The sequence below is a fragment of the Amycolatopsis sp. GA6-003 genome, from assembly GCF_046267895.1.
In the GTDB taxonomy this organism is placed as follows: domain Bacteria; phylum Actinomycetota; class Actinomycetes; order Mycobacteriales; family Pseudonocardiaceae; genus Amycolatopsis.
On record NZ_CP176499.1, the window covers coordinates 8,385,692 to 8,407,852 of the forward strand.

Consider the following 22,161-nt stretch of genomic DNA (forward strand, 5'->3'; position numbering starts at 1 on the left):
GACCAGCGTGAACCTTTGGTCCCATCCGCATGGCGTCGGTCTGTTCGGCCCCGACAGACCTGGGCAGCGCCTGCCGCATCGGCTTGGCTCGGGTCGGTGGCAGCCTCGCGGCAAGGTGCCGGCGTCGGGTGGCGCGAAGCGCGGTCAGGAATAGCGTTTCGCCTGTGAATGCGGCGTGGTCGAGCTGGACCATGCCGTTGAAAGTTGAAGCTTCGAGCTGTGTGGTCCCGTTAAGGAGCTTGGAACCCAGACAGCGGTGCTTGTCCATTGAAGCCGTCGAGCGCCCCGCCGCGGGACGTCACGCTTTCGGCATATTCAGATCCCGTCCTGACCCGCCGCCAGCGTGCGCGCTGCCGGTTTGCGCCCGGTTCGCGGGCGGTTCGCTGGCTGGTCTGGGACGCGGCGGCGTCGCATGGTGGTCGGGCGGTACCCCGGCTGCCGATTCCCGCATCGTCTGTCGTTGCTTGACCTGCGCGGACGGAGCTGTCTCTCGGAAGGGACTCTTGCGATGACCGCTGTTGCGCGCGGAAGCCGTTCGCGTTGCTTGGCCAGGGATCACGGGGCTGCGCTGCGCTCGTTGCGCGCGGCCGCCGAGCATTACGCCGAGTTGGGCTGGGCAGTGCTGCCGGGTCCGGTGTGCGACGGGCTGACGGCCTGGCATCCGGTCACTCTCGAGCTGCTGGGCGGCCGGGAGCCGACGGTGTCCCCGGCCGACGCCACCGTCGACCGCCGCGTTGTTGCGGAGTGGTGGGCGGTGCATCGGCAGACGATCCTCGCACCGGTCGGCGGGGCCTTCGACGTCGTGCGCGCTCCGACGCGCCTCGGCGGACGGGTGCTCGCCGCGTTCGACGGCGGCCACCCGCTCGGTCCGATGGCGTTGTCGCCGCACGGAGCGTTCTTGTTCGTCGAGCCTGGCTCCTGCGGGGACCATGACCCGGTGCCCGGGGTGGAGGTGGTCGCGCCGGGAGAGCTGGTGGTTCTTCCGCCGAGCCGGGTCGTTTCGGGAGTGGTGTGGTGGCGCATCTCGCCGGTGGACCGCGACTCGCTGGGGGACGGGGCTGAACTTCTGGGGAAGCTTGCTGAGCTTTCTCGCGAATCCGGGTAGGACTCGCGAGTCTGATCCGCGGGTGCAGCGTTGGTTGTCTGCGTCCAGGCATTCGGTGAATTCTCTTTGCCCGGCTACCCAGGCCTGGTGTTCTGCGCAGTTCTGTCGTGCCGAGAAGATTTCCGGTGTCACACGTCCAGGTGGTCTCGCGGTTGTCCGCGCGTCGATCGGTTATCCGAGCGCGGACCGGTTGACGCGAGGAAAGCGAGGGCGCCATGACTGCCTGGTGGGGACTGGTGGGCCTGGTCGGACTGCCCGGGATTCTCGGCCTGCTCCGGGCTCGGGCCTCGGCTGGGCGGGACCCGCTCGCTCGGTATCCGGTCGCGCGCGAACCCGCGGTTCCGAACGCCGACGCGGCGCACACCCCCTTGATGACGCCCCGGGTCACGCCGGAGATGCTTCACCACGACGGCGGGCAGGAGCTGCCTCGGGCCGGTTCGGAGGCTCTTCCGGGGGTCGTTCCGCGGGCCCGGGCCGGTGATCATGACAGTCCGGTTCGAGCAGCTGCGGGGATCCGTCCGCAGGCGCCGCCGTCCGCGGGGCGTTTGCGGCGGCCTGGTGCGGTGAAGGAGACATCGTCCGACGGGCCGGAGACGCAACCCATGGCGGTGCCCGAATCGCGGTCCGGTCTCGTTTCCTCCCGGCAACCGGAGGTGTCGGAGGAGAAGTCCGAAAACGTTGCGTCCCAGGCTGTTTCACGGCAAGTGGCTCGGCCCCCGGCGGTGCGGAAAGCGGGCGCGACGGAGTCGTTCCCCGGGCACCACGAGGCCGGGGCCCTGACTGGCGACCTGTCGCAGGAGGTTCTCGAATCTCCGGATCAAGAGCGGCCCGATCGGGATTCCCGGACCGCGACTGTTCCGCAGGAAAGGCCACCGGAACGAACGGCTCAGCCCGACGATCCTGGGAAAGCGGGGGCCTCGACCGGCGACTTGCCCCAGAAAGAACCTCCCGGGCAATCCAGCACTCCCGCCCAGCAAGAAAGGAGTCCCGGCCGGCGGCTGAGCGAGACGGCTCGGCGCCTGGTCGCGCGGACGGTCCAGTACCGCCGCGGGCCGCTCACTCGTATCTTCCGAAAGGGGAATTCCCGATGACCGCCCACGTACGCCGCCAGGTCGGTGCTCTTTGCGCCGCAGTCGTGATTCCGCTGCTGACGGCCGGGGCCGCCGACGCCGCTGTTCCGGCGCCCGGCTTCGCGCAACCGGTGCAGACGCAGAACAACGGCGACAACGGAAACAACAATAACCACAACGACGACCACGACAACGGCAACAACGGGTTGTGGGGCCTGCTCGGATTGCTCGGCCTCGTCGGTCTCGCGGGTCTCGCGCGGCGCGGTCCCAAACCGGGCGCGATGGCGGGGTATCCGGCCGCTCCGGAGCAGCAGACGCCGCCCGCGAACACGTATCCGCCCGCCGGGCCGCGGCGTAATCCGCCGGGGGCGTGAGGACCGGGTGCGGGGTGCCGCCGGGGAACGCGATCGGCAGTCCGCCACGCTCGCGTCGGCGCCGCCCGGGGTGCCGGCGCGGCCGAGTTCGGGCACCCATGACGAGGAGGACGACCGTGGACGAGGTTCCGGACTCGGCGCTGCGCGCGGCGGTGCGGGAACGCCTGGACTATCTGGACGTTCTCGTGGACCAGGCCGACGACCCGTCGAAGTCCACCTTGGCCGATACCGTGATACCCCAGCTGACCAGCGCATGGCGGGACCTGCTGGCCGCGCACGAGCCCGACGAGCGCGGGTTCTGCCGCACGTGCTCCGCCCGGCGGCTGTTCGGCCGGGTGCGTTGCTCGGTGTGGCGGGCGGCGCATCTTCGCCTGATCGCTGACGCCGGTGAGCGGCGTGCCGCCGGACGTCGTCGCCTTCGGTGCCGGAATGTGGTTGTGCGGGCAGGGAAACTGTGAGCGGGGGTTTGCTGCAGTGCCACGTCCGGCGGGCGGCGTCGCTTAAGGAAAACAGCACTGCTCATTCGTAGACGACGTAAGCCGGTGTCGGAGTCAGCGCGAGTACCTCGGCCGGGGTCATCAAAGGATTGCCGCGGCGGGTGTCCTCGTGGAAGAACAGTTTGAACCCGGGCAGCACGTGGACCGGTTTGGTTTTCATCAGCGTCTTCCAGGTCGCGGTTTTCGCCGCGGCGCTGCCGATTCCGTCGACGACCTTCACGACCGACACGCCGGGATGCGGCCGCAGGCTCGCTTCATCGCGCACGACCGACGCGGCGACCTGGTGGTAGACCATGATTTTGTCCGGAAGGTGCGCGCGCTGGGCGAGGCTGCCGAGGTACGCGGCGACGCCGTCCAGTTCGGTTCCGGTCGTGCGGCCGAATTTCCGGCCGGGCACGTCGCCGGGCTCGACGGCCCATTCCGGGTCCAGTGCGACGCCGACGTCCGGTTCGGTCAGCCAGTGCTCGTAGGCCTGCACCTCGGGCAGGAAGTCGGCCCGGCCGGGCTGGATGTTCAGCAGCAGCATGCCTTTCAGCGCACGAGCCTCGTCGAGATAGTCCCGCACAGTCTGGTCCGCGCAACGGCTGCGGTACATCCCGTCGGCGCCGGGGGACGGGTGCGCGGTGGTGGCGACGAGTTCCACTACCGGCGTCATCGGGCGGTCCTGAGGGAAGGCCTGGATTTGCCGGGCGAGTTTCCGGCCCGCGGCTTGGAGATCGCCGGTCATTTCTCCCAGGGCCCGGCTGCCGGGCGCTCCGCAGAAGCCGATCAGCCTGCTCGTGGCGAGCGCGTTCGGCGGGCGCGGCGGCGGCGCGCTCGCGGCTTTGGCGGCCGCGGGCGGCGCGAGCATCTGCGCGGCCGACGGACCGCCGCAGGCGCTCGCGCCGAGACCGGCGACCGCGAGGGCGAGTACGGCTCGGCGGGTCATCCGGGCGTCGGGCATCCAGGCTCCTTCGAGGGGCGATCCGGCGCGGCGCGGCCGAATTCGGAAGTATGCGCAGGAGTTCCCCCGCAGCGCCGGAACAAACGCGATTCCCGACGATCACCACATCGTGCCCGGGCGGTCCGCGGGCGCGCGCCTCCTACCTGTGACAACGGGGTTTTTCCCGGTGTGCCAACGAAATCGCGTTCACCCGACCGGCGCAACCGGCTCGCGACGAGCGCGTTCCGGCAGCAGAATCGGGCGATGCGCGCACTTCTGCGGTTCGGGGCCGTGTTCACCGCCCTCGCCGGTCTCGCCGCCTGCGGAGCCCCGGCGGCCGATCCCGTTCCGCCTCCGTCCCCGGCGGTGCAACCGGCGGCGGCGCGCCCCCGGCTGACCGCCGACGAAGCGCGGAAGACCGGCGCCGACGAACTCGGCCGGGTCCCGGTGCTGATGTACCACCGGCTTTCCGCGAACCCGAAGTCGGTCTACGAGCGCACCCCGGCCGACTTCGCCGCGGAGCTGGAGCGGCTGGCCCGCGAACGCTACGTCCCCGTCACCACGGCAGACCTGACCGCCCGCAGGCTCGACCTCCCCGCGGGCACGCACCCGGTGGTCCTCACCTTCGACGACGGCGACCCCAGCGTGTTCACGCTGACGCCGCAAGGCGATCCGGCGCCCGGCTCCGCGATCGGGATCCTGCTGGAGGTCGCGGCCCGGCATCCCGGTTTCCGGCCGGTGGCGAGCCTGTACGTCAACCAGCGGCCGTTCGGCGACCCCGACGGCGCCCGCACGCTCGGCTGGCTGCACCAGCACGGCTTCGAAATCGGCAACCACACGCTGGAGCACACCAATCTCCGCACGGTTTCCGCCGCGGCCGTGCAGGAAGCGATCCGCGGCGAGGCCGCTCTGATCCAGAAGGCAGTTCCCGGATACGTCCCCGCCACTCTCGCGCTGCCGTACGGCAGGCACCCTCGGCAAGACGGCCTCGCGCAGCACGGCGACGGCTACTCCTACACCGGCGTCCTGCTCGTCGGCGCCGGCCCCGCGCCGTCGCCGTATTCCAGCCGGTTCGACGCGGGTTCGATCCCGCGGATCCGCTCGCAGTCGACCGGCAAGGACGCGGACTACGGTTCCGCGCACTGGCTGGACGAACTCGCCTCGCCGTCCGGGCACCGCTACACCTCCGACGGCGATCCGGCGGTGGTCTCCTATCCGCGTTCAGAAGCGACCCTCGCTCCCGCTTACGCGAAGATTTCCCTTGTCTACTGAACCTGTCCGGCCGCGTCGAGCGACGGTGCCTCCCGCGCTGCGGGCGCAAACCGTGGCTTGGCGTCCGTTGTGCGCGGTCGCGTCCGCCTTGGCCCTGTCCTGTTCGGTGCTGCTGATCCCGACCGCGCCGCCGCCCCCGCCGCGAGCGCCAGGCAAAGCCGGCCCGACGGCTGCGGCTTATCGGCCGCCGCCTCCGGCCCCCGTCGACTCGGCGGCGCTGCCTGACGGCGTGCCCTTCGCCGTTTCCGGCGCGGGAACCTGGCACGTGGTCCCCGGCGCGAGCGGGACGACGGCGGGCGCCGGGCCCAAGCTGTTGACCTACACCGTCGAGGTCGAGGACGGCATCCAGCCGACCGCCGACGACGCGTCGTTCGCCGCCGCGGTCGACACGATTCTCGCGGATCCGCGCAGCTGGACCGGGCTCGGCAAGGTGTCGCTGCGCAGGCTCGGCGACCCCGGCGCGGAGCCGGACTTCCGGGTCAGCCTGACCAGCCCGGGCACCAGCCGCCGTCCGGACCTCTGCGGATTCGCCATCCCGTACGACACTTCGTGCAACCTCACGAAACGCGGGCGCGTGGTCATCAATCTGGCGCGCTGGGTCCGCGGGGCGCATTCCTACGACGGCGATCTGCCGGGTTATCGGCGCTACGCCGTCAACCACGAGGTCGGGCACGCTCTCGGCCACGGTCATGTCGGCTGTCCCGCCGCCGGGGCGCCCGCGCCGGTGATGATGCAGCAGACTTTCGGGCTGTCGAACACTTATCTCGCGCAGCTCAACCGGTCTGATCCTGGCGGTGCGTCGCCGGTTCAGGCGGACGGCAAGGTCTGCCGGGCGCAGGCGTGGGTTGTCGCGGCGTCCTGAGGGAAGTCTTCCCGAACCGGGATTGCCGCGGCGAGATGCGCAGTCGAAAAGGCATGCGCCGCGGCGCAAGGCGCTAGCAACGCTGCTCGCAGAGACGCGGGAATGCCCGGGGGAAGCGGCGCGGCTGGCGGGTCCGCCGCCGGAAAAGCGGTGCCGAGCACGCAAGAACGCCGCCCCGGGCAGCAGTCGCCGGGACGGCGGAAGTGGGTTACGGTGTCGAGCACGCCGGGTGGGACCGGCAGAGGTATCCAGGCCAGGCCGCCGATCCCACCCGTGCCGACGTCGCTGGGCGTCGGATGCACCCGGGGGCGCGGAGCAGGAGTGTGCAGCTCTCTCCGCGCTCCGGGTGCACCTCAGTACGCTGGCGCGAACCGTCGGACCTCATGCCCCGGCCGGCTTTCCGCACACACAGCGGGCGGCCGCGGCAGGAGACTCAGCCGCCCTGGACGCTGCCGCCGTCGACGACCGCGCCCGAGGCGCAGTTGTACGGGGTCTGGCCGGCCGCGGTGTTCTCGCCCGGCGACAGGATCGGGATGCCGATGCCGTTCAGCGAGTGGCGGATCGGGACCTGGACGCCGAGGACGTTCACGTCGTTGCCGCACAGGCCGAGGGTGGCGTTGACGTTGTGCAGCACGTCGGTGTTGTTCAGGTTCACCAAGCCGACCTGGTCGGGGCCGCTGTGGTGGTGCCCGTGCTGGTGGCCGTCCGCCGGGGTGGCGGACGCGATGCCGCCGAACAGGAACGCGCCGGCCGCCATCGCGCCGGACACGAGACCGATCTTCTTCAGCATTCAGAACTCCTCTGGGATTTCGGCGACCGGCGAGGGGCCGGTCGCGACTCTGACGATTGCGCCAGCGGCCGCGGCAATGAAGGTGTGTGCTCCGCGACCGGATGAGCAAAACGTACTGACGATCGGGGACTATTTCCACCGCTGTCCACCATCGTGTCGGACGCCGATTCTCTGACCGGGCTCCGGGATCACTTTCGGGTTATTCCCGCCCCGTTGTTGTATTGGCGACAACAACAGCGCTCGCTGATTCCCGGCCGGTCACGACGCCGCCGAGTGGAATATTCAGATTCCCGGGGAACGGGGAATATTCCACGCACGCCGAAGAGCCCTGCGCCGCTTGGGCGGCGGCGCAGGGCTTTCCGGAAAGCGTGGCGGCTACCCGGGCCAGGCCTCCGCTTCCGCCGCGAGCGCCGTGGCGACGTCCAGCTCGCTCGAGCGCACCCGCGCGGCCAGCGAACCCGGCTGCGGCTGGAGCAGCAGCCAGCCGGTGACGTCCTGGTCGGTGTAGCGCGGCGCTTCGTCGTCGCCGATGCCAAGGGCGGCGAAGTACTGCCGGGCGGCCCACGTTTCCGGGACCCACGCCCGCGCCCAGCGCACCACGATGCGCGCGACGTCGTTGCGCGGATCGGCCGGGTGGATGAGCCGGTCGCCGGTGACGGCCACCAGGCGCGGGGTGTACGTGGCGCCCGGGGCGCCGGTCATCAGATGACTGTCCATTCCTCCCCCGAGTCCGCGGCCGGACGCTCGAGGCGTCCGCCCGCGCGAACAATGCTGGGCATTACTGAGGAAGGACGGCCGGGGGCGACCGCACCGCACGGGTGCGTCCTTCCGCGGCTCCTGGCTGAACCGCTGCCGATAGTACGGCCGCGCCGCATCCGGCGGAATCCGGCCCGGCGCACGGAAAACCGGCGTCCGGAAGGAGTGCCGCGGCTTCGGGCAGCAGCGCTCCCGGCTGCGGAAAACGTCGAAGTGGGCCACGGTGGCCGCCGGATCCGGAGAAATCAGCGGGAAGTGCGCCGCAATTCTGAACCACGATCTCCTCTGAGCCGAGAGTGTCCCGGTGAATGGCCCGCCGGGGCTTTCCGGCGCGGCAGGGTTCGCGTCCCCAGTGCCGGGAGCGAACCGGTTCGGGGTCGGTTCGCTCCCGGCCGCCCCAGAATAGCGAGCGGCCCGGCGAAAAGCACTCGATTTCCGGAAATGCATTCCGAAGGGTGTCTTTTTTCGCCTCAGGAAATGGCTCTGATTACCCAGATCCGGTGTGGGCAAACCTCACGATCGGAGGTTTCCGGTGTCCTGCTTGTCCGATGCATGGTTACTGTGGGTGACAATCGCGATTGCCGCTCGGTCGTCCGTCCGTCGGCAGCGGACCGCGCCGCGGCGCACGGTGAACCTGTGGCATCGGGAGTTTCGGCGGTTCGCGGGCCGGGGAACAAACGAATGCCCCGGCGCACGACAGAGGGCTGGTGCGGGCGCACCAGCCCTCCGCGGTGATTTCCCGGTCGTGCTCGCCGGATCAGTCGAGGTCGGAATCGCGGACGTCCGCCGCGGCCGAGGTCGAGTGGCTGTAGGCGCCGGCGGGACCGGCCCCGACCTCCCAGGCCCGGTATCCCGCTGCGCCGGGGATCGAAAGCGCGGCGATTCCGGCCGAGGCGGCGCCGTCCGGGCCCGCCGAGAGCGCCGAAGCGCTGTACCAGGCGTGGTCGCGGCCCGCGTGGCTGTTCACCTGCGCCGAGGTCGCCCCTTCCGGACCGGCTGAAGTCGCCCCGGCGTGATACGACGACTCCGAGTCGTCGGTGGGATGGCCGAGCGTGCGCACCGGGACCGCCTCAGGCGTCCGCCCGGCCGCTTTCTTGGCCTGCGGCACCGGGGCGGCCTTCACCGGCGCCGCGGCTTTGGCGGCTTCCGGAGCCTTGGCGACCTTGGGAGCCGCGGGAGCCTCGGGGGCCGAGGCGGCAGCCGGGGCCGCCGCGTGGACGACGGGCGAAGCCGGGGTCACGTCCTGGCTTCGCAAGGTGTCGTGCGCGGGCCATGCGGTGACCCCGCTCGTTTCCTGCGAGCCGTGCAGCACGGCGGCGCCGCCGATGCCCGCGAGGCTGCCGTCGTGCTCGCTCCACCGGTTGCCCCACTCGTCGACGCCGGACTCGCGGTGGAGCACGCCCGCGCCGCCGATGCCCGCGAACACGGCCGACTCCTCCTCGCTGCTGGAGTGGCCGGGCCACCAGCCGGTGGTGAGCGGCAGCGGCTCGCCCCGGCCGTCGGCGGCCGAGGCGGTGCCGGGCAGGACGAGGCACAGCGGAGCGAGGACCAACCCGGACAGCAACGTCCGTTTCATCGACATGACAGTTCGTTTCCTTTCCGAAGGGGGAAAGCGCCCGAAGTGAAAGACGCGGTGTCGCGAACGAGCGCTAGCACGGCCGGATCGACGTTACCCCGGTCCGGGCCCGAATTGCCGCCCGCGGAAAGCGATCCGCCCGCCCGGGTACCGCCGGTTCCTTCCGGCAGCACCGAAAAACCGGAGTCCACCTGGGAATCTCTTGTCCCGGCAAGGTAAACCGGCTTTCCCGCCAGGGTGACGGGCTTTTCCCCGCGGTTCACCGGATCGGGATTCGCCGCGTACACCCTTCCCAGTGGCAACCTCGGCGCCGGCGGGCGATGGCGTTAGCGGGCAAAGACAATCGAGGACATGTGTTCGCTACGCCGGGCCGGCGCCGTGCTCGCCGCCGTTCTCCTGAACTTCGCCCACTGCCCGGCCGCGTCGGCGGCCAGCGCGCCGCAGCTCCTGCTGGGACAGGACTTCCCGGACCCCGACGTCGTCAAGACGGGCTCGGGATACCTCGCCTTCTCGACGAGCACCGGTTCCGGGAAGATCCCGATGGCGAGCGCGCCCGCGCCGGAGGGGCCGTGGCGGGTCGTCGGCGACGCACTCGCCTCCGTGCCGAAGTGGGCGAAGCCGGACGGCGGGTTCTGGGCTCCCGACGTCGCCGCGGCGGCGGACGGGACCTTCGTGCTGTACTTCGCCGCGACCCGCCTGCCGAACGGCCCGATGTGCGTCGGCACGGCGACGTCCGCGCAGCCGTCCGGCCCGTACCGGCCGGACGGTGCCGAGCCGCTCGTCTGCGTGCCCGAGGACCAGGGCGACATCGACCCGCAGGTATTCCTGGACTCCGACGGCGCCCGGTACCTGCTGTACAAGGCGAACGGGTCGGCCTCCGGCCCGCCGGCGGCGATCTGGTCGCAGAAGCTGAGCCCGGACGGTCGGTCGCTGTCCGGCCCGCGCACGGAACTCCTGCGCGCCGACCTCGGCTCGGAGAAGAACGTGGTCGAGGCGCCCGCGATGGTGCGGACCCCGTCCCGGTACGTGCTGTTCTACTCGGCCGACACGTTCCAGAGCTCCGGCTACCACACCGGTTACGCCACGGCGCCGACCCTCGCGGGCGCGTTCGTCAAGGCCGACACCCCGTTCCTGTCCACCGAACGCCTCGGCGGCGCCGTCGAGGGACCGGGCGGGGCCGACGTCGTCGACGGCAACATCTACTTCCACGGCTGGCTCAACGGCGGCCGCCAGGCTCGTGGTCTTTATCGGATGCCGGTCAGTTTTCCCGGTGGCGTGCCGCAGCTCGGTTGAGGGAGGCCGGGGGTCCTTTCGTGCGGACGGCGGAGTTTGGCGTTGGTGTGCTGGGAAGACTGGCGTAGCAGCTGGAAGGCCTCGTCCGGTGGGACTTGCTGTCGGGCCACCGCGATGGCTTTGGCTGGTTCGAGCATCGTGCGGCGTCTGTTTTAACGGCGGTCGTCAGGCTCGTGGTTTCTGTTGGCTGCCGGTCAGTTTCCCCGGTGGCGTGCCGCAGCTCGGTTGAGGTAGGCCGGGGGCGCTTTGGTGTGTACGGCGGAGTTTGGCGTTGGTGTGCTGGGAAGGCGGCGTAGCAGCTGGAAGGCCTCGTCCGGTGGGACTTGCTGTCGGGCCACCGCGATGGCTTTGGCTTGTCCAAGCATCGCGCGGCATCTGCTTCAACGGCCGCCGCCAGGCTCGCGGTTTCTATTGGCTGCCGGTCAGTTTCCCCGGCGGCGTGCCGCGGCTCGGGTGACGTAGGCCGGGGGCACCTTGGCGCAGGCGGCGGACTTGACCACTTGCGCGGCGAGTTCCCGGAGCTTGACGTTGGTGTGCTGGGAAAGCTGGCGCAGCAGCTCGAACGCCTCGTCCGGCGAGACCTGCTGCCGGGCCATCACGACGCCTTTGGCCTGTTCCAGCACCGCGCGGCTCTCCAGTGCTTCGCGCAGCTGCTGGTTTTCCGCGCGGAGGCACCGGACGAGGTCTGCCGGGTCTTTGCCCGGCTTTCCGGCCGGGGGCGCCCCGGTGCGGGCGCGTGCTTCGGCCAGCGTCTCGCACAGCGTGAGCCGCGAGGCGATTCCGGCGATCTGTGCCGACCGTCGCACCGGGCGGGACGCCGCGACCGTCAGCGTCCGGCCGAGTTTCCGGGTTTCCTCCAGCACTTCCCGCAGCACGCGGGTTCCGCTCGAGCCGAAAAAGGTGACGCGGGTGAGGTCCGCGAGCACGACCGGCGCGGAAACTCCGGCGTGCCGCAAGCCGTCCCACGCTTCCCGCCACGTCGGGGCGGTGAGCCGGTCCACTTCGCCCGCGGCGGTCAGCGTCACGGCCGACGGCTCGTACTCGACACCGACGGACAGGCGGCCGCGCGCCTCTGCCGGTGGCAGGTTCACCGAATCCTCCAGTGCGCACAACGAAAAGGCCCCGGCGCACGATGCCGGAGCCAGGCATGCCAGCGAAGCGGCCGCCGCGGGCAGGTGCTCCCCGCGGCGGCCACGGTCACGCGGCCGTCAGTGGCCTTGCGCCGAACCGCCGTCGACGATGGTGCCCGAGGCGCAGTTGTGCGGCGTCTTGCCCTCGGCCTCGTTCTCGCCGGGGGAGAGCACCGGCACGTTGACGCCGTCCGCGACGTGGCGCACCGGAACCTGCACGCCGAGCACGTTCACGTCGTTGTCGCACACCCCGCCGACGAGGTTCAGGTTGTGCACCGCGTCCAGGTTCTGCACGTTGGCGAGACCGGCCTGGCCGTCGTCGACGCCCGGGTGGTCCGACACGGCGACCCCGGAGGCGGAAGCCGTCCCGCCGGCGATGGCCATCCCGGCGGCGAGGGCCGCGGCGACGAAACCGAGCTGCTTGATCACTGGTGAAACTCCTTGCCGACAACAACCCGCCGCGCTTCGGCGGGAAGAAAGGGAACGGCCGTCGCGGATTGGGCGCGGCGGCCGGAAACAGCGGAAACGCGTGGTCCGGGCGGGGCCGGTGCGCCCCTGGGCAAGTGCGCACCGGCCCCGCCGTGCCGGGGTCGCCGCGCGTCGCGGCCTCCCTGGGCCAGGCCCGGGAATGTCGGACACGTTCCCGGCCCGGGCGGGCCGCACGACGCGTGCGGCGAACCGCCGGACTTCGCGCCCCGGGCCGCTTCCGCGGGCGGACCGGGGCGCGAAGGCTCAGTGGTGCTGGACGCTGCCGCCGTCGACGACCGCGCCCGCGGCGCAGTTGTACGGGGTCTCGCCGGCCGCGGTGTTGCCGCCCGGCGACAGGATCGGGATGCCGATGCCGTTCAGCGAGTGGCGGACCGGGACCTGGACGCCGAGGACGTTCACGTCGTTGCCGCACAGGCCGAGGGTGGCGTTGACGTTGTGCAGCACGTCGGTGTTGTCCAGGTTCAGGAGGCCGGCCTGGCCGTCCCCGCCGTGGGGGCCGGGGTCCTCGGCCGAGGCGGTCCCGCCGGCGAGCAGGAGGCCGGCCGCGACCGCGCCCGCGGCGAAACCGATTTTCTTCAGCATGGGGTGGTTCTCCTTGGGGAAGTGAGGATCGCGTCAGGCGAACGGGGCGTGCCGTCCGCCCGGGTGCGTCGAGAAACCTAGCGGCGGAAGGCAATCGGTTTCCACTTCGTTCCACCATCGTGTCGGGTCGCGATTCCCTGACCGGGATTTCCGTAACCCGATGGGGGGAGCGCTGGCGGTTTTCCTTGTCCGGCAATGAGAATCCACGGCGAAAAGCCCTGCGCCGCCCCTCGAGGAGAGGACGGCGCAGGGCTCGCTCCCGGAACGGCCTGGGGGAATCCGGCGGCGCCCCTTCGGGGAGGGGCGCCGCCGGCCGGCCTCAGGCGCGGAGCGGGGGGTTACCGTTCCCGGTCTCCGACCAGGCCGGGACTATGGTGGTGATGGTGCTCGCCGCCCGCGCTCGCGCTGACGTGGGACGAATACGCACCCTCCGGTCCGGCGGCGTGTTCGCCGTGGACGTAGCGGACGCCGCCGCGGTGATCCGAATCGGCGTAGGTGTAGTCGCTGCTCGAGCCGTCCTCGGTCGCGGCGGCGTTTTCCTCGTAATAGACCGCGGCGGAGCCTTGGCCGTAGTCCTCGTCGCCGTCAGCCGAACCGTGGGTCGAGGCGTAGGTCGCGCTGTGGAAGGCGCCGTACGGGCCCGCCGCCGCTGTGCTGTCGGCGTACGTGTCGGCCGAGGCGATTCCGGCGGCTCCCAGCGTCAGCGGGAGGGCGATTGCTCCGGCGGCGAGCATCCGGCGCACAGTCCTGTTCATAGTGGACTTCCTTTCTGGACTCTTCGAGCGAAACCGGGTCCGGTTTCACCGCACTGGATTCCCGGTTTCTCCCGCCCCATTCCCGCCCGATGTGGTGACGCGCGGGAAAAGTCCGGCGGAATATTCTTTCGCATTACCGCTCGTTCAATGACCCGATTCCCCGGGGAGGCGCCGGGGCACGTGCGCTCCCTGCTCCTCGACCCGGCGCATGACCGGCGCGGCCAGGATCCCGTGGATCAGCACGGACAGCGCCACGGCCAGCGCGCCCACCCGCCACAGCCGCCCGGCTCCGGGCAGGCCGGCCTGGTGGAGTCCGTAGGCGAGGTAGTAGAGCGTTCCGATCCCGCGCACGCCGAAGAACGCGATCGCCAGCGCGGCGCGTCCGCGGGCCGGGGAGCGGAGGAGCGAGCCGATGCCCGTGAGCGGCCGGACGACGAACACGGCGACGGCCGCGAACAGGATTTCGGGGAGCGTGACGCCGCGCAGCAGGCCGTCCCCGAGAGCGAAACCCAGCCCCAGCAGCGTGATGGCGACGAAAAGCCGTTCGAGCTGGCGGCCGAAGGTGTGCAGGACCTCGTGGTAGCCGTGCGAGCGCTCGCTGGTCCGCACGCACACCGCGGCGGTGAACACGGCGAGGAAACCGTTGCCGTGCAGCAGTTCCGCGACCGCGAACGGCAGGAAGGCCAATGCCAGCAGGACCAGCCCGTCGGAGTATTCGGCCAGGCGGAAACGCGACGACGGGATGCGGAAGAACGCCCACGCCAGCAGCCTGCCGACGACGAGCCCGGCCACGACGCCGATCGGCAGCGGCAGCAGGACGTCGGCGCCGATCGACACGGGCGTGCCGGCCAGCAGCAGCGCGACGAGGACGAACGGCATGGCGAGGCCGTCGTTGAGGCCTGCTTCGGTGGTCAGGGTGAAGCGGATCTCGTTGTCCCGCGCCAGATCCGGCTCCGCGCCGGGGTCGGGGACTCCGACGTCGCCGGCCAGCACCGGGTCGGTCGGGGACAGCGCGGAACCCAGCAGCAGCGCGGCGGCGGGGGCGAGCCCGAGCCACCACCAGCCGAGCAGCGCGACCGCCGCGATCGACAGCGGCATCGCGACGAACAGCAGCCGCCACGGCGACATCCATCCGCGCAGCCCGAACGGCCGGTCCACGGACAGGCCGGCGCCCGCGAGCGCGAGCACGATGCCGAGCTGGGTGAAGGATTCCACTACGTCCTCGTGCTCGGCGGGGGAGGCCCAGCCGCCGAGGTACGGCAGCGGCAGCAGGCCGAGCAGCAGGCCGGCGAGCAGCATCACCAGAGGGGTCGAGAACGGCCGGTCGGCGACGAGTTTCGGCAGTACCGCCGCGGCGAGCGCGAGGAGTCCGGCGACGCCGAACAGAACCGGGAGAGCCGGCACCTCAGGCGGCCGCCGACGGATCGAAGCGAAGGCCGTCGCCGCCCGCGTCCACGCGCACCACGGTGCCGGGCGCGACGTCGCCGGACAGCAGCTTGCTCGACAGCGGGTTGTCCACGTATCGCTGGATCGCCCGCCGCAGCGGCCGCGCGCCGAACTGCGGTTCGTAGCCCAGTTCGCTGATCCGCCGCACCGCCTCCGGGGTGAATTCGACGGTGAGGCCCTGGGCGTGCGCCCGCCGTTTCGTGCGCTCCAGCAGCAGTTCGGTGATCCGGTCGAGCTGGCCTGCTTCCAGGCGGCGGAAGACGACGATCTCGTCGATCCGGTTCAGGAACTCCGGCCGGAACGATTCGCGCAACCGCCGCATCAGGCGTTCGCGCAGCTGGTCGCCGTCGCCGTCGGCGGGCTGGACGAAGCCGAGCGCGCCGTGCGTCGAGCTGCCGACCAGGTCCGAGCCCAGGTTGCTGGTCATGATGAGCACGGTGTTGGCGAAGTTGACCGTGCGGCCGCGGCCGTCGGTGAGGCGGCCGTCGTCGAGGACCTGCAGCAGCACGTTGAACAGGTCCGGATGCGCCTTTTCGACCTCGTCCAGCAGCACCACGGAGTACGGGCGGCGCCGCACGGCCTCGGTGAGCTGGCCGGCGTCCTCGTATCCGACATATCCCGGCGGCGAGCCGATCAGCCTGCTGATGGTGTGGCGCTCGGAGTACTCGCTCATGTCGATGCGGACCATGCTGTCCTGGTCGCCGAACAGGGCTTCGGCCAGCGCCCGCGCGAGTTCGGTCTTGCCGACGCCGGTGGGGCCGAGGAACAGGAAGCTGCCGAACGGCCGGTCCGGCTCGGCGAGCCCGGCGCGGGACCGCCGCACCGCTTCGGCGACCGCGCGCACGGCGTCGTCCTGGCCGATCACGCGCTCGTGCAGGTGCTCTTCCAAGCCGAGGAGGCGTTCCCGTTCGGTTTCGGTGAGCCGGGCGGCGGGCACGCCGGTGAGCCGCGAGACGACCTCGGCGATGTCCGCGTCGGTGACCTCGACCGGGCCGCCCGGCCGCTCGACGGGTTGTCCGAGGCGTTCCCGCAGCTCGGCGACCTCGTCTCGGAGCGAGGACGCGCGTTCGAAGTCCTCTTCGGCGACCGCCTGGTCCTTCTCGCGCAGCAGCTGGTCGAGCCTGCTCTGCAGTTCGCGCTGGCCGTCGGGCTTGGTCCGCGCGCGCAGCCGGACGCGGGCTCCGGCCTGGTCGATCAGGTCGATCGCCTTGTCCGGCAGGAAGCGCTCGGTCAGGTAGCGGTCGGACAGGTCGACGGCCGCTCGCAGCGCGTCGTCGGTGTAGTGGACCTGGTGGTGGGCCTCGTAGCGGTCGCGGAGGCCGTGCAGGATCGACACGGCGTCCTCGACGGTCGGCTCGGGCACCAGGATCGGCTGGAACCGGCGTTCCAGCGCCGGATCGCGTTCGATGCCGGTGCGGTACTCGTCGAGCGTGGTCGCGCCGACGATGTGCAGCTCGCCGCGGGCGAGCGCCGGTTTCAGCATGTTCCCCGCGCCCTGGCCGCCGCTGCCCTCGCTGGCGCCCGTGCCGACGATCGCGTGCAGCTCGTCGACGAACACGATCAGCTGGTCGCGGTGCTCGCGGATCTCCTTGAGCAGCGCGGACATCCGCTCCTCGAAATCGCCGCGGTAGCGCGTGCCGGCGACCATCGCGGTGAGGTCGAGCTGCACGACGTGGCGGCCGCTGAGGAGGTCGGGCACGTCGTCGTCGGCGAGCCGCTGCGCGAGGCCCTCCACGATCGCGGTCTTGCCGACGCCCGCCTCGCCGATCAGCACGGGGTTGTTCTTCGTGCGGCGGGAAAGCACCTCGACGGTCTGTTCGATCTCGTCGTCCCGGCCGATGACCGGGTCGATCCGGCCTTCGCGGGCGCGGGCGGTGAGGTCCTCGCCGTACTGCGCGAGCGTCGGGGTGTCCTGCAGCGGGGTCGCCGCCGGACTGTCCGCGGGGGAATCCTGCCGGAGGCGGTCGAGGGTGACACCCTCTTCGCGCAGGATGCGGCCCGCTTCGGACTCCTCGTTGGCGGCGAGCGCGGCGAGCAGGTGCTCGGGGCCGATGAAGGGAGAGCCGAGGCCGCGGGCGAGCTGGTGGGCGTCGATCAGCGTTCGTTTCGCGCCCGGGGCCAGCGCGGAAGCGGTGGTCTCGCCGATCGCGGCGTGGTCGCGTTCGATGCGCTCGGCGACCTTGGCCGGATCGACCCCGGCGCGGGTCAGCGCCCGCGCGGTGGCGGGCAGCCGGGTCGCGGCCCACAGCAGGTGCTGGGTGTCGACGTGCCGCCCGCCCCAGGAGCCCGCGCGGTCCGCCGCCTCGGCGACGAGCCCGCGCGCCGGGTCGTTGAGCAGCCGCGACACGTCGACCGAATAGCCGCGGCGGCCGGGCGCGGCCTGGCCGAAGAACTGCGCCAGGAACTGGTCGAACGGGCTGTTTCCCTGCCCGGGCGGGAAAAATCCGGTCATCGGAGCGCTCACATCTCAGGACTGCTCGGAATCGGGGTCGGGAATCCGCTTACCCGCTGCCCGGCGCGGTAAACGGACCGCCCGGGTAGGCGCGGACCGGGCGGGTAACCCGGAGGCCATGCTGAAAATCGATCCCGACGCGGCCCGGACCATCCAGCGCCTCGCGACCGAACAGGGCGTCGCGCCGGAGGGCGGCCTGCGCATCACTGCCCGCGAAGGTTCCGCGGACTTGGCGACCTCGGTGTCCGCGCTGGCCACGGAGACGGACACGGTGCTGACCGACGACGAGACCGGCGCCCGGGTGTTCCTCGATCAGGCGAGTTCCGACGAGCTGGACGGCCGGGTGCTGGTCGTCGGCGAGCACGGCGGGTTCACCGTGCGGTGAAGCGCGGGGTTCACGGGAGGTCGGCGGCCCAGAGCAGGCAGTGCACCACCCCGGTGAGCCGCGGTTCCCGCGCGGCCAGGCTGAGCTGTACTTCGCGGGCCTCGAGGTCGCCGTTCAACTCCGCCAGCACCGCACGCAACGCCGCCCGCACGCCGGGGGCGAGGTCGTCCACGTCGGCGGCTACCGCGTCCGCGCCCACCGCGACGGCGGTGAACACCGCGTTGTCGGGCCGCGGGCCGAACCGGTCGTGGACCGCCTCGGCGCAGCGGTGCACCAGGCCGCGCAGCACTCGCTGCCGCGCAGGTAGGGCGTCGAGTTCGCCTAGCAGCCGGACCACCTCGTCGAGGTCGCCGGTGCGGGTCGCGAGGACGAGGTCGTCCGCGAGGGGGGCCATGGGTCGCTCCTGCCTGCCGGGAACCGTCCGCTTACCCCGGCGGCGAGCCGTCAATCACGTTTCGCGCCGCGGGTGCGCGGGCACCCGGGCGAGCGGAGGTGGTGGGATGTCCTCGAAGGACCTCGGATGACCGGCCCCGGCTGGCGCGAGCCGACCCTCGCCACGCTCACCGACCGCCGGTTTTCCGCCGAAGGCTGGATTTACGAGCGCAAGCTCGACGGGGTGCGCGCGGTCTGCGTGCGCGACGGCGGCACCCCGGCGCTGTACTCCCGCAACCAGAAGGCGATGGACAACGCCTACCCGGAGATCGTGGAAGCCCTTGCCGCGCAAGGCGGACCGCGGTTCGTCGCGGACGGAGAGATCGTCGCGTTCGACGGCGACCAGACCAGTTTCGCCGCGCTCCAGCCCCGTATCCACCTCACCGATCCGGAGCGAGCCCGGGCGACCGGCGTGCGCGTGTATTACTACCTCTTCGACCTGCTGTACTACGACGAGCAGGACACCACGCCGCTCCCGCTGCGCGAACGCAAGTCGATCCTGCGCACCGCCTTCGCTTTCAAAGACCCGCTCCGCCTGTCCTCGCACCGCAACACCGAGGGGGAGAAGTACTTCGAGGAGGCGTGCCGTCGCGGCTGGGAGGGCGTGATCGCGAAACGCGCCGACGCGCCGTATCGCCACGGCCGCTCGCCGGACTGGCTGAAGTTCACATGCCAGCAGGGGCAGGAGATGGTGATCGGCGGGTTCACCGCTCCGCGGGGCAGCCGGATCGGCTTCGGCGCGTTGTTGCTGGGCTACCACGAAAAGGAGCGGCTGCGGTACGCGGGCAAGGTCGGCACCGGCTTCGACCGCCGGCTGCTGACCTCGCTGCACGCCGAGCTGACCCGGCGCGAAACCGGCCGCTCGCCGTTCGCCGATCCGGTGCGCGAGCCGGGGGCGCACTGGGTGCGGCCCGAACTGGTCGCCCAGATCGGGTTTTCCGAATGGACGCGCGACGGCCGGTTGCGCCATCCGAGGTTCGCCGGCCTGCGCGAGGACAAGAAGCCGGCCGACGTGATCCGGGAGCAGCCGTGAAGATTTCCCGTCCCGACAAGGTCTTCTATCCCGGCGACGGACTCACCAAGGGCGATGTCGCCGAGCATTACCGCACGGTCGCGCCCGCGATGCTGCCCCATCTGCGCGGCCGTCCGCTCACGCTGCGGCGGTATCCGGACGGCATCGAGGCGCAGGGCTGGTTCCAGAAGCATCCGGGCGAGCACTTCCCGTCGTGGCTGCGCACCGAACGCGTGCCGCGCCGGGACGGCGGCACTGACGACTACGTCGTGTGCGACGACGAGGATTCCCTGCTGTATCTGGCCGGCCAGGGCACCGTGGAGTTCCACGTCTGGCTGTCCACTGTGGACGCTCCGGAGAAGCCGGACCTGCTGGTGCTCGACCTGGACCCGCCGGACGGCACCGACGTCGCCGACCTGCGCGCCGCGGCCCGCCGCGTCCGGGACCACTGCGCCGACGCCGGTCTCGCCGCGTATCTGCAGGCCACCGGCGGTCGCGGCTTCCACGTGGTCGCCCCCCTCGACGCCACGGCGGCCACGGACGTGGTCCTGGAACTCTCGCGCGTCTTGGCGGACCGCGTCGCCTCCGCCGACCCGGACCGCCTGACGACCGCCCAGCGCAAAGACCAGCGCGGCGACCGGATTTTTCTCGATGCGAACCGCAACGGCTACGCCCAGACCTTCGTGGCCCCGTACTCGCTGCGCGCCCGCCCCGGGGCAGCCTCGGCGACCCCGCTGGACTGGACGGAACTCGGCAAGGCCGAGCCGGACGGCTGGGGGCCGGAGAAGCTGCACCGGAGGCTGGCGCGCAAGGCAGATCCGTGGCGGGAGATGGGGAAGGACGCCGGGTCGGCGGAGAAGGCGTTGGAGAGGCTCGGTTGAGGCTGAGTGCCGGAGGGATGCGCACTACCCCCCTCCGGCACCCGCCGGCTTGATCAGACCCCGGAGACCTGCTGGATCCAGTCGCGCCCGGCGGCGACGCTGCCGTAGGTCGTGACGCTGGAGCGGTCGCTCGTCGAGCACACGCCGACCTGGACGCCGTTGTCGACCATCGGGCCGCCCGAGTCGCCGCCGGCCACCGCGCCGTTCGGGGTGCTCGCCGTGATCGCGGGGCCGCCCGCGTTGTCGCTGTCCTGGGTGTTCGTGATGGTGACGTCGGCCTTCTTCAGCACGCTCGACTGGTGGTGGCCCTCGTCGGTGCTCTGCGTCGCACCCCAGCCGTAGACAGTCGCGCTGTCTCCTTCCTGCGCGTCGTTGGAGTTGCTGGCGAGGCGGGCGAACGTGCTGCCGCCGTCGGTGTTCAGCTCGATCAGCGCCAGGTCGCCGCCTGAGTAGACATAGGTGGAGGCGGCCTTGGCGTGCACGCCGCCGCTGGCGCTGTTGGAGCCGATGTACAGGTCGATGTCGGTCAGCCGCTGCCCGTTGTTGTCGTACATGCAGTGCTTCGCGGTGAGGACCCAGCGGCTGCCGATCAGCGTGCTGGTGCAGAAGAAGGTGTAGCCGTTCGCGTGCCCGTTGAACCGCGTGATGTAGCCGGGGTTCTGCGCGGTGCTGCCGCCGATGATCGAAGGCTGGGCCTCGGGGGCCGAGGGGCTCGCGGACGCGGGGGGCACGGCGAACGCGCCGAGCACCGCGCAGGAACCGGTCAGCACGGCGAGGGCCCGGGTGAGTGCGCGCATGTCGCTCCTTGGGGAAGTGGTGTCGATGGGGACGTTTTCGAACGTAAGCAGCGCGGCCGGGCGGCGGAATCCGCCGAACCGCCCGTAGCGGGCAAGCGGCGCCGACGCGACTTTCGGCGGGTTGCCAACCGGTGAACGGGTGCCGAGAATCCGACGAGACCGGTCCGTTTTTCCCAGGAGAGCGCAATGCGGTTGTTCGCCCCGGCTCCGGGCGGGGAGCGGCTGGCCCAGGCGCTGGCCGAAGGGCCCTTCGAGCGCGCCCTCACGCTCGCGATCGAGCGCAGCGGCCTCGGCCTGGCACGGCTGCGCGAACGGCTCGCGGCCTCCGGCGTGCCGGTCAGCACGACCACGCTCAGCTCGTGGCGCACCGGCCGCAGCCGTCCGGAACGGCCGGAATCGTTGCGGGCGCTGGCTTTGCTGGAACCGGTGCTGGACGTGCCGCCGGGCGCGCTGCGGGCGCTGCTTGACCTGCCGCGCACCAGCGCTCCAGTCCCGCGCGCGGCGCGCTGGGACCGGTTGTGGGAGAACCGCAGCCTGCTGCCGATGGTGCTGAACTCGTTCGAGGACTCTTCGCCGGAATCGGTCAGCGTGCACGAGACTCTGCACGTCGACGCCGGAGGACGGATGCGCAGCCTGCGGGTGCGGGAAGTGCTGCGGGCGCTGGACGAACCGGCGTTCGTGCGCATCGTGGCCCTGCGGGGGTTCACCCCGGGGCGGTCGCCGGAACTGGTGTCGGCGCGCTATTGCCGGCCCGGCTGCGTGCGGACGGCGCCGGAGCAGGCGTTTTCGGTGACGGAGCTGGTGCTGGACCATCCCCTGGCTCCCGGCGAGACGGGGATCGTGGAGTACCGGTTCGCGTTCCGCGACGAGGAGCCCGATTCGCGCTACGACCGGCGCTTCCGGCTGCCGATCGCGGAACACCTGCTGGAAGTGCGCTTCGATCCGGCCGCGATGCCCGCGGAATGCGTGTCGTACCGGCAGGAATCGCCGACCGGGCCCGAGCTGGAGACCGCCGAGGCGCGGGTGCGGCCCGGGGTGCCGGCGCACGTGATCCGGACCGGGCAGGGGCCGGGAATTCACGGAATGCGGTGGCGCTGGTGATTCGTCCACTGAGGACGCTTGAGTCCTCAATGGACGGACGACGCTTCCGTTGGGGGCGAAGCGCTTCGCGAGCGGTCGGCTACTGAGGGTTCGCCGCCTGCGCTGTCTGGCGGGGCGGCATTGCGCTGTTCGGCGCAATTTTCGATTTTCCTGACGAGTAGCCAGTTTTGGCCGGTGCGGCC

General features: G+C 71.3%; 23 protein-coding genes. 10 read left to right on the forward strand and 13 right to left on the reverse strand.

Annotation, left to right across the window (positions count from 1 at the left end):
- Positions 1-508: 508 nt before the first annotated feature.
- The 3 genes from F9C12_RS38060 (at position 509) to F9C12_RS38070 (ending at position 3,007) form a co-directional block, all read left to right on the forward strand.
- Positions 509-1,105, forward strand: a complete 597-nt coding sequence (locus F9C12_RS38060; RefSeq protein ID WP_409463653.1) for a bifunctional DNA primase/polymerase — start codon at positions 509-511, stop codon at positions 1,103-1,105.
- Positions 1,106-2,192: 1,087 nt separating this feature from the next.
- Positions 2,193-2,549 (forward strand): WGxxGxxG family protein, encoded by a 357-nt coding sequence (locus F9C12_RS38065; RefSeq protein WP_409463654.1) that lies wholly within the window; start codon positions 2,193-2,195, stop codon positions 2,547-2,549.
- Positions 2,550-2,665: 116 nt separating this feature from the next.
- Positions 2,666-3,007, forward strand: coding sequence for a hypothetical protein (locus F9C12_RS38070; protein ID WP_409463655.1), 342 nt, complete (start codon positions 2,666-2,668; stop codon positions 3,005-3,007).
- A 61-nt stretch (positions 3,008-3,068) separates the two neighbouring features.
- On the opposite strand, the gene F9C12_RS38075 is transcribed toward F9C12_RS38070, so the two are convergent.
- On the reverse strand, positions 3,069-3,989 hold the full coding sequence (locus F9C12_RS38075) for a hypothetical protein (protein ID WP_409463656.1): 921 nt from the start codon (positions 3,987-3,989) through the stop codon (positions 3,069-3,071).
- Between the two features lie 243 nt (positions 3,990-4,232).
- Here F9C12_RS38075 and F9C12_RS38080 point away from each other — a divergent pair, with 243 nt between their 5' ends.
- Together F9C12_RS38080 and F9C12_RS38085 are read left to right on the forward strand one after the other, a co-directional pair.
- Positions 4,233-5,240, forward strand: coding sequence for a polysaccharide deacetylase family protein (locus tag F9C12_RS38080; protein WP_409186610.1), 1,008 nt, complete (start codon positions 4,233-4,235; stop codon positions 5,238-5,240).
- Positions 5,230-6,102, forward strand: coding sequence for a DUF3152 domain-containing protein (locus F9C12_RS38085; RefSeq protein ID WP_409463657.1), 873 nt, complete (start codon positions 5,230-5,232; stop codon positions 6,100-6,102). Before F9C12_RS38080 ends, F9C12_RS38085 begins: the two co-directional genes overlap by 11 nt.
- A 433-nt stretch (positions 6,103-6,535) precedes the next feature.
- Here F9C12_RS38085 and F9C12_RS38090 read toward each other — a convergent pair whose 3' ends face one another.
- From F9C12_RS38090 to F9C12_RS38100, 3 genes are all read right to left on the reverse strand, one after another.
- Entirely contained in the window at positions 6,536-6,892 is a 357-nt protein-coding gene (locus F9C12_RS38090) for a hypothetical protein (protein ID WP_409186612.1), read from the reverse strand.
- 375 nt (positions 6,893-7,267) lie between these two features.
- Positions 7,268-7,594, reverse strand: a complete 327-nt coding sequence (locus tag F9C12_RS38095; RefSeq protein WP_409186613.1) for a hypothetical protein — start codon at positions 7,592-7,594, stop codon at positions 7,268-7,270.
- A gap of 811 nt (positions 7,595-8,405) precedes the next feature.
- Entirely contained in the window at positions 8,406-9,230 is an 825-nt protein-coding gene (locus F9C12_RS38100) for a hypothetical protein (RefSeq protein WP_409463658.1), read from the reverse strand.
- A gap of 345 nt (positions 9,231-9,575) precedes the next feature.
- Here F9C12_RS38100 and F9C12_RS38105 point away from each other — a divergent pair, with 345 nt between their 5' ends.
- Positions 9,576-10,517, forward strand: coding sequence for a glycoside hydrolase family 43 protein (locus tag F9C12_RS38105; protein WP_409463659.1), 942 nt, complete (start codon positions 9,576-9,578; stop codon positions 10,515-10,517).
- Here F9C12_RS38105 and F9C12_RS38110 read toward each other — a convergent pair.
- The 7 genes from F9C12_RS38110 to F9C12_RS38140 form a co-directional block, all read right to left on the reverse strand.
- Positions 10,469-10,654 (reverse strand): ANTAR domain-containing protein, encoded by a 186-nt coding sequence (locus F9C12_RS38110; protein WP_409463660.1) that lies wholly within the window; start codon positions 10,652-10,654, stop codon positions 10,469-10,471. The two genes, F9C12_RS38105 and F9C12_RS38110, sit on opposite strands and share 49 nt — an antisense overlap.
- Positions 10,655-10,939: 285 nt before the next feature.
- The gene (locus tag F9C12_RS38115; RefSeq protein ID WP_409463661.1) at positions 10,940-11,608 is read right to left on the reverse strand and encodes an ANTAR domain-containing protein; all 669 of its coding nucleotides are present in this window, start codon (positions 11,606-11,608) and stop codon (positions 10,940-10,942) included.
- A gap of 117 nt (positions 11,609-11,725) precedes the next feature.
- Positions 11,726-12,076: a hypothetical protein gene (locus F9C12_RS38120; RefSeq protein ID WP_409186619.1), complete on the reverse strand. Its 351-nt coding sequence runs from the start codon at positions 12,074-12,076 to the stop codon at positions 11,726-11,728.
- Positions 12,077-12,379: 303 nt separating this feature from the next.
- Positions 12,380-12,718, reverse strand: coding sequence for a hypothetical protein (locus tag F9C12_RS38125; RefSeq protein WP_409463662.1), 339 nt, complete (start codon positions 12,716-12,718; stop codon positions 12,380-12,382).
- Positions 12,719-13,056: 338 nt separating this feature from the next.
- Complete coding sequence (locus F9C12_RS38130) at positions 13,057-13,473, reverse strand: hypothetical protein (protein ID WP_409463663.1); 417 nt, start codon at positions 13,471-13,473, stop codon at positions 13,057-13,059.
- Between the two features lie 144 nt (positions 13,474-13,617).
- Positions 13,618-14,877 (reverse strand): cation:proton antiporter, encoded by a 1,260-nt coding sequence (locus F9C12_RS38135; protein WP_409463664.1) that lies wholly within the window; start codon positions 14,875-14,877, stop codon positions 13,618-13,620.
- 1 nt (position 14,878) lies between these two features.
- Complete coding sequence (locus F9C12_RS38140; RefSeq protein ID WP_409463665.1) at positions 14,879-17,371, reverse strand: ATP-dependent Clp protease ATP-binding subunit; 2,493 nt, start codon at positions 17,369-17,371, stop codon at positions 14,879-14,881.
- A 118-nt stretch (positions 17,372-17,489) separates the two neighbouring features.
- Here F9C12_RS38140 and F9C12_RS38145 point away from each other — a divergent pair, with 118 nt between their 5' ends.
- The gene (locus F9C12_RS38145; RefSeq protein WP_409186624.1) at positions 17,490-17,756 is read left to right on the forward strand and encodes an adhesin; all 267 of its coding nucleotides are present in this window, start codon (positions 17,490-17,492) and stop codon (positions 17,754-17,756) included.
- Positions 17,757-17,766: 10 nt separating this feature from the next.
- On the opposite strand, the gene F9C12_RS38150 is transcribed toward F9C12_RS38145, so the two are convergent.
- On the reverse strand, positions 17,767-18,150 hold the full coding sequence (locus F9C12_RS38150) for a hypothetical protein (protein ID WP_409463666.1): 384 nt from the start codon (positions 18,148-18,150) through the stop codon (positions 17,767-17,769).
- Between the two features lie 126 nt (positions 18,151-18,276).
- Between F9C12_RS38150 and ligD (F9C12_RS38155) the strand changes: the two genes are divergently transcribed.
- Positions 18,277-19,221 (forward strand): non-homologous end-joining DNA ligase, encoded by a 945-nt coding sequence (ligD, locus tag F9C12_RS38155; protein ID WP_409463667.1) that lies wholly within the window; start codon positions 18,277-18,279, stop codon positions 19,219-19,221.
- Complete coding sequence (gene ligD / locus F9C12_RS38160; RefSeq protein WP_409463668.1) at positions 19,218-20,081, forward strand: non-homologous end-joining DNA ligase; 864 nt, start codon at positions 19,218-19,220, stop codon at positions 20,079-20,081. Before ligD (F9C12_RS38155) ends, ligD (F9C12_RS38160) begins: the two co-directional genes overlap by 4 nt.
- A 53-nt stretch (positions 20,082-20,134) precedes the next feature.
- Here ligD (F9C12_RS38160) and F9C12_RS38165 read toward each other — a convergent pair whose 3' ends face one another.
- Positions 20,135-20,878: a S1 family peptidase gene (locus F9C12_RS38165; protein WP_409463669.1), complete on the reverse strand. Its 744-nt coding sequence runs from the start codon at positions 20,876-20,878 to the stop codon at positions 20,135-20,137.
- A 186-nt stretch (positions 20,879-21,064) separates the two neighbouring features.
- Here F9C12_RS38165 and F9C12_RS38170 point away from each other — a divergent pair, with 186 nt between their 5' ends.
- Positions 21,065-21,979, forward strand: a complete 915-nt coding sequence (locus F9C12_RS38170) for a hypothetical protein (protein ID WP_409186629.1) — start codon at positions 21,065-21,067, stop codon at positions 21,977-21,979.
- Positions 21,980-22,161 lie beyond the last annotated feature (182 nt).

Bases quoted from the DNA above. Each gene is read 5' to 3' on its own strand.
- F9C12_RS38060 (WP_409463653.1), top strand. From the start codon at position 509: ATGACCGCTGTTGCGCGCGGAAGCCGTTCGCGTTGCTTGGCCAGGGAT.
- F9C12_RS38065 (WP_409463654.1), top strand. From the start codon at position 2,193: ATGACCGCCCACGTACGCCGCCAGGTCGGTGCTCTTTGCGCCGCAGTC.
- F9C12_RS38075 (WP_409463656.1), bottom strand. From the start codon at position 3,989: ATGCCCGACGCCCGGATGACCCGCCGAGCCGTACTCGCCCTCGCGGTC.
- F9C12_RS38080 (WP_409186610.1), top strand. From the start codon at position 4,233: ATGCGCGCACTTCTGCGGTTCGGGGCCGTGTTCACCGCCCTCGCCGGT.
- F9C12_RS38090 (WP_409186612.1), bottom strand. From the start codon at position 6,892: ATGCTGAAGAAGATCGGTCTCGTGTCCGGCGCGATGGCGGCCGGCGCG.
- F9C12_RS38095 (WP_409186613.1), bottom strand. From the start codon at position 7,594: ATGACCGGCGCCCCGGGCGCCACGTACACCCCGCGCCTGGTGGCCGTC.
- F9C12_RS38100 (WP_409463658.1), bottom strand. From the start codon at position 9,230: ATGTCGATGAAACGGACGTTGCTGTCCGGGTTGGTCCTCGCTCCGCTG.
- F9C12_RS38105 (WP_409463659.1), top strand. From the start codon at position 9,576: ATGTGTTCGCTACGCCGGGCCGGCGCCGTGCTCGCCGCCGTTCTCCTG.
- F9C12_RS38110 (WP_409463660.1), bottom strand. From the start codon at position 10,654: ATGCTCGAACCAGCCAAAGCCATCGCGGTGGCCCGACAGCAAGTCCCA.
- F9C12_RS38125 (WP_409463662.1), bottom strand. From the start codon at position 12,718: ATGCTGAAGAAAATCGGTTTCGCCGCGGGCGCGGTCGCGGCCGGCCTC.
- F9C12_RS38130 (WP_409463663.1), bottom strand. From the start codon at position 13,473: ATGAACAGGACTGTGCGCCGGATGCTCGCCGCCGGAGCAATCGCCCTC.
- F9C12_RS38140 (WP_409463665.1), bottom strand. From the start codon at position 17,371: ATGACCGGATTTTTCCCGCCCGGGCAGGGAAACAGCCCGTTCGACCAG.
- F9C12_RS38145 (WP_409186624.1), top strand. From the start codon at position 17,490: ATGCTGAAAATCGATCCCGACGCGGCCCGGACCATCCAGCGCCTCGCG.
- F9C12_RS38150 (WP_409463666.1), bottom strand. From the start codon at position 18,150: ATGGCCCCCCTCGCGGACGACCTCGTCCTCGCGACCCGCACCGGCGAC.
- ligD (WP_409463667.1), top strand. From the start codon at position 18,277: ATGACCGGCCCCGGCTGGCGCGAGCCGACCCTCGCCACGCTCACCGAC.
- F9C12_RS38165 (WP_409463669.1), bottom strand. From the start codon at position 20,878: ATGCGCGCACTCACCCGGGCCCTCGCCGTGCTGACCGGTTCCTGCGCG.
- F9C12_RS38170 (WP_409186629.1), top strand. From the start codon at position 21,065: ATGCGGTTGTTCGCCCCGGCTCCGGGCGGGGAGCGGCTGGCCCAGGCG.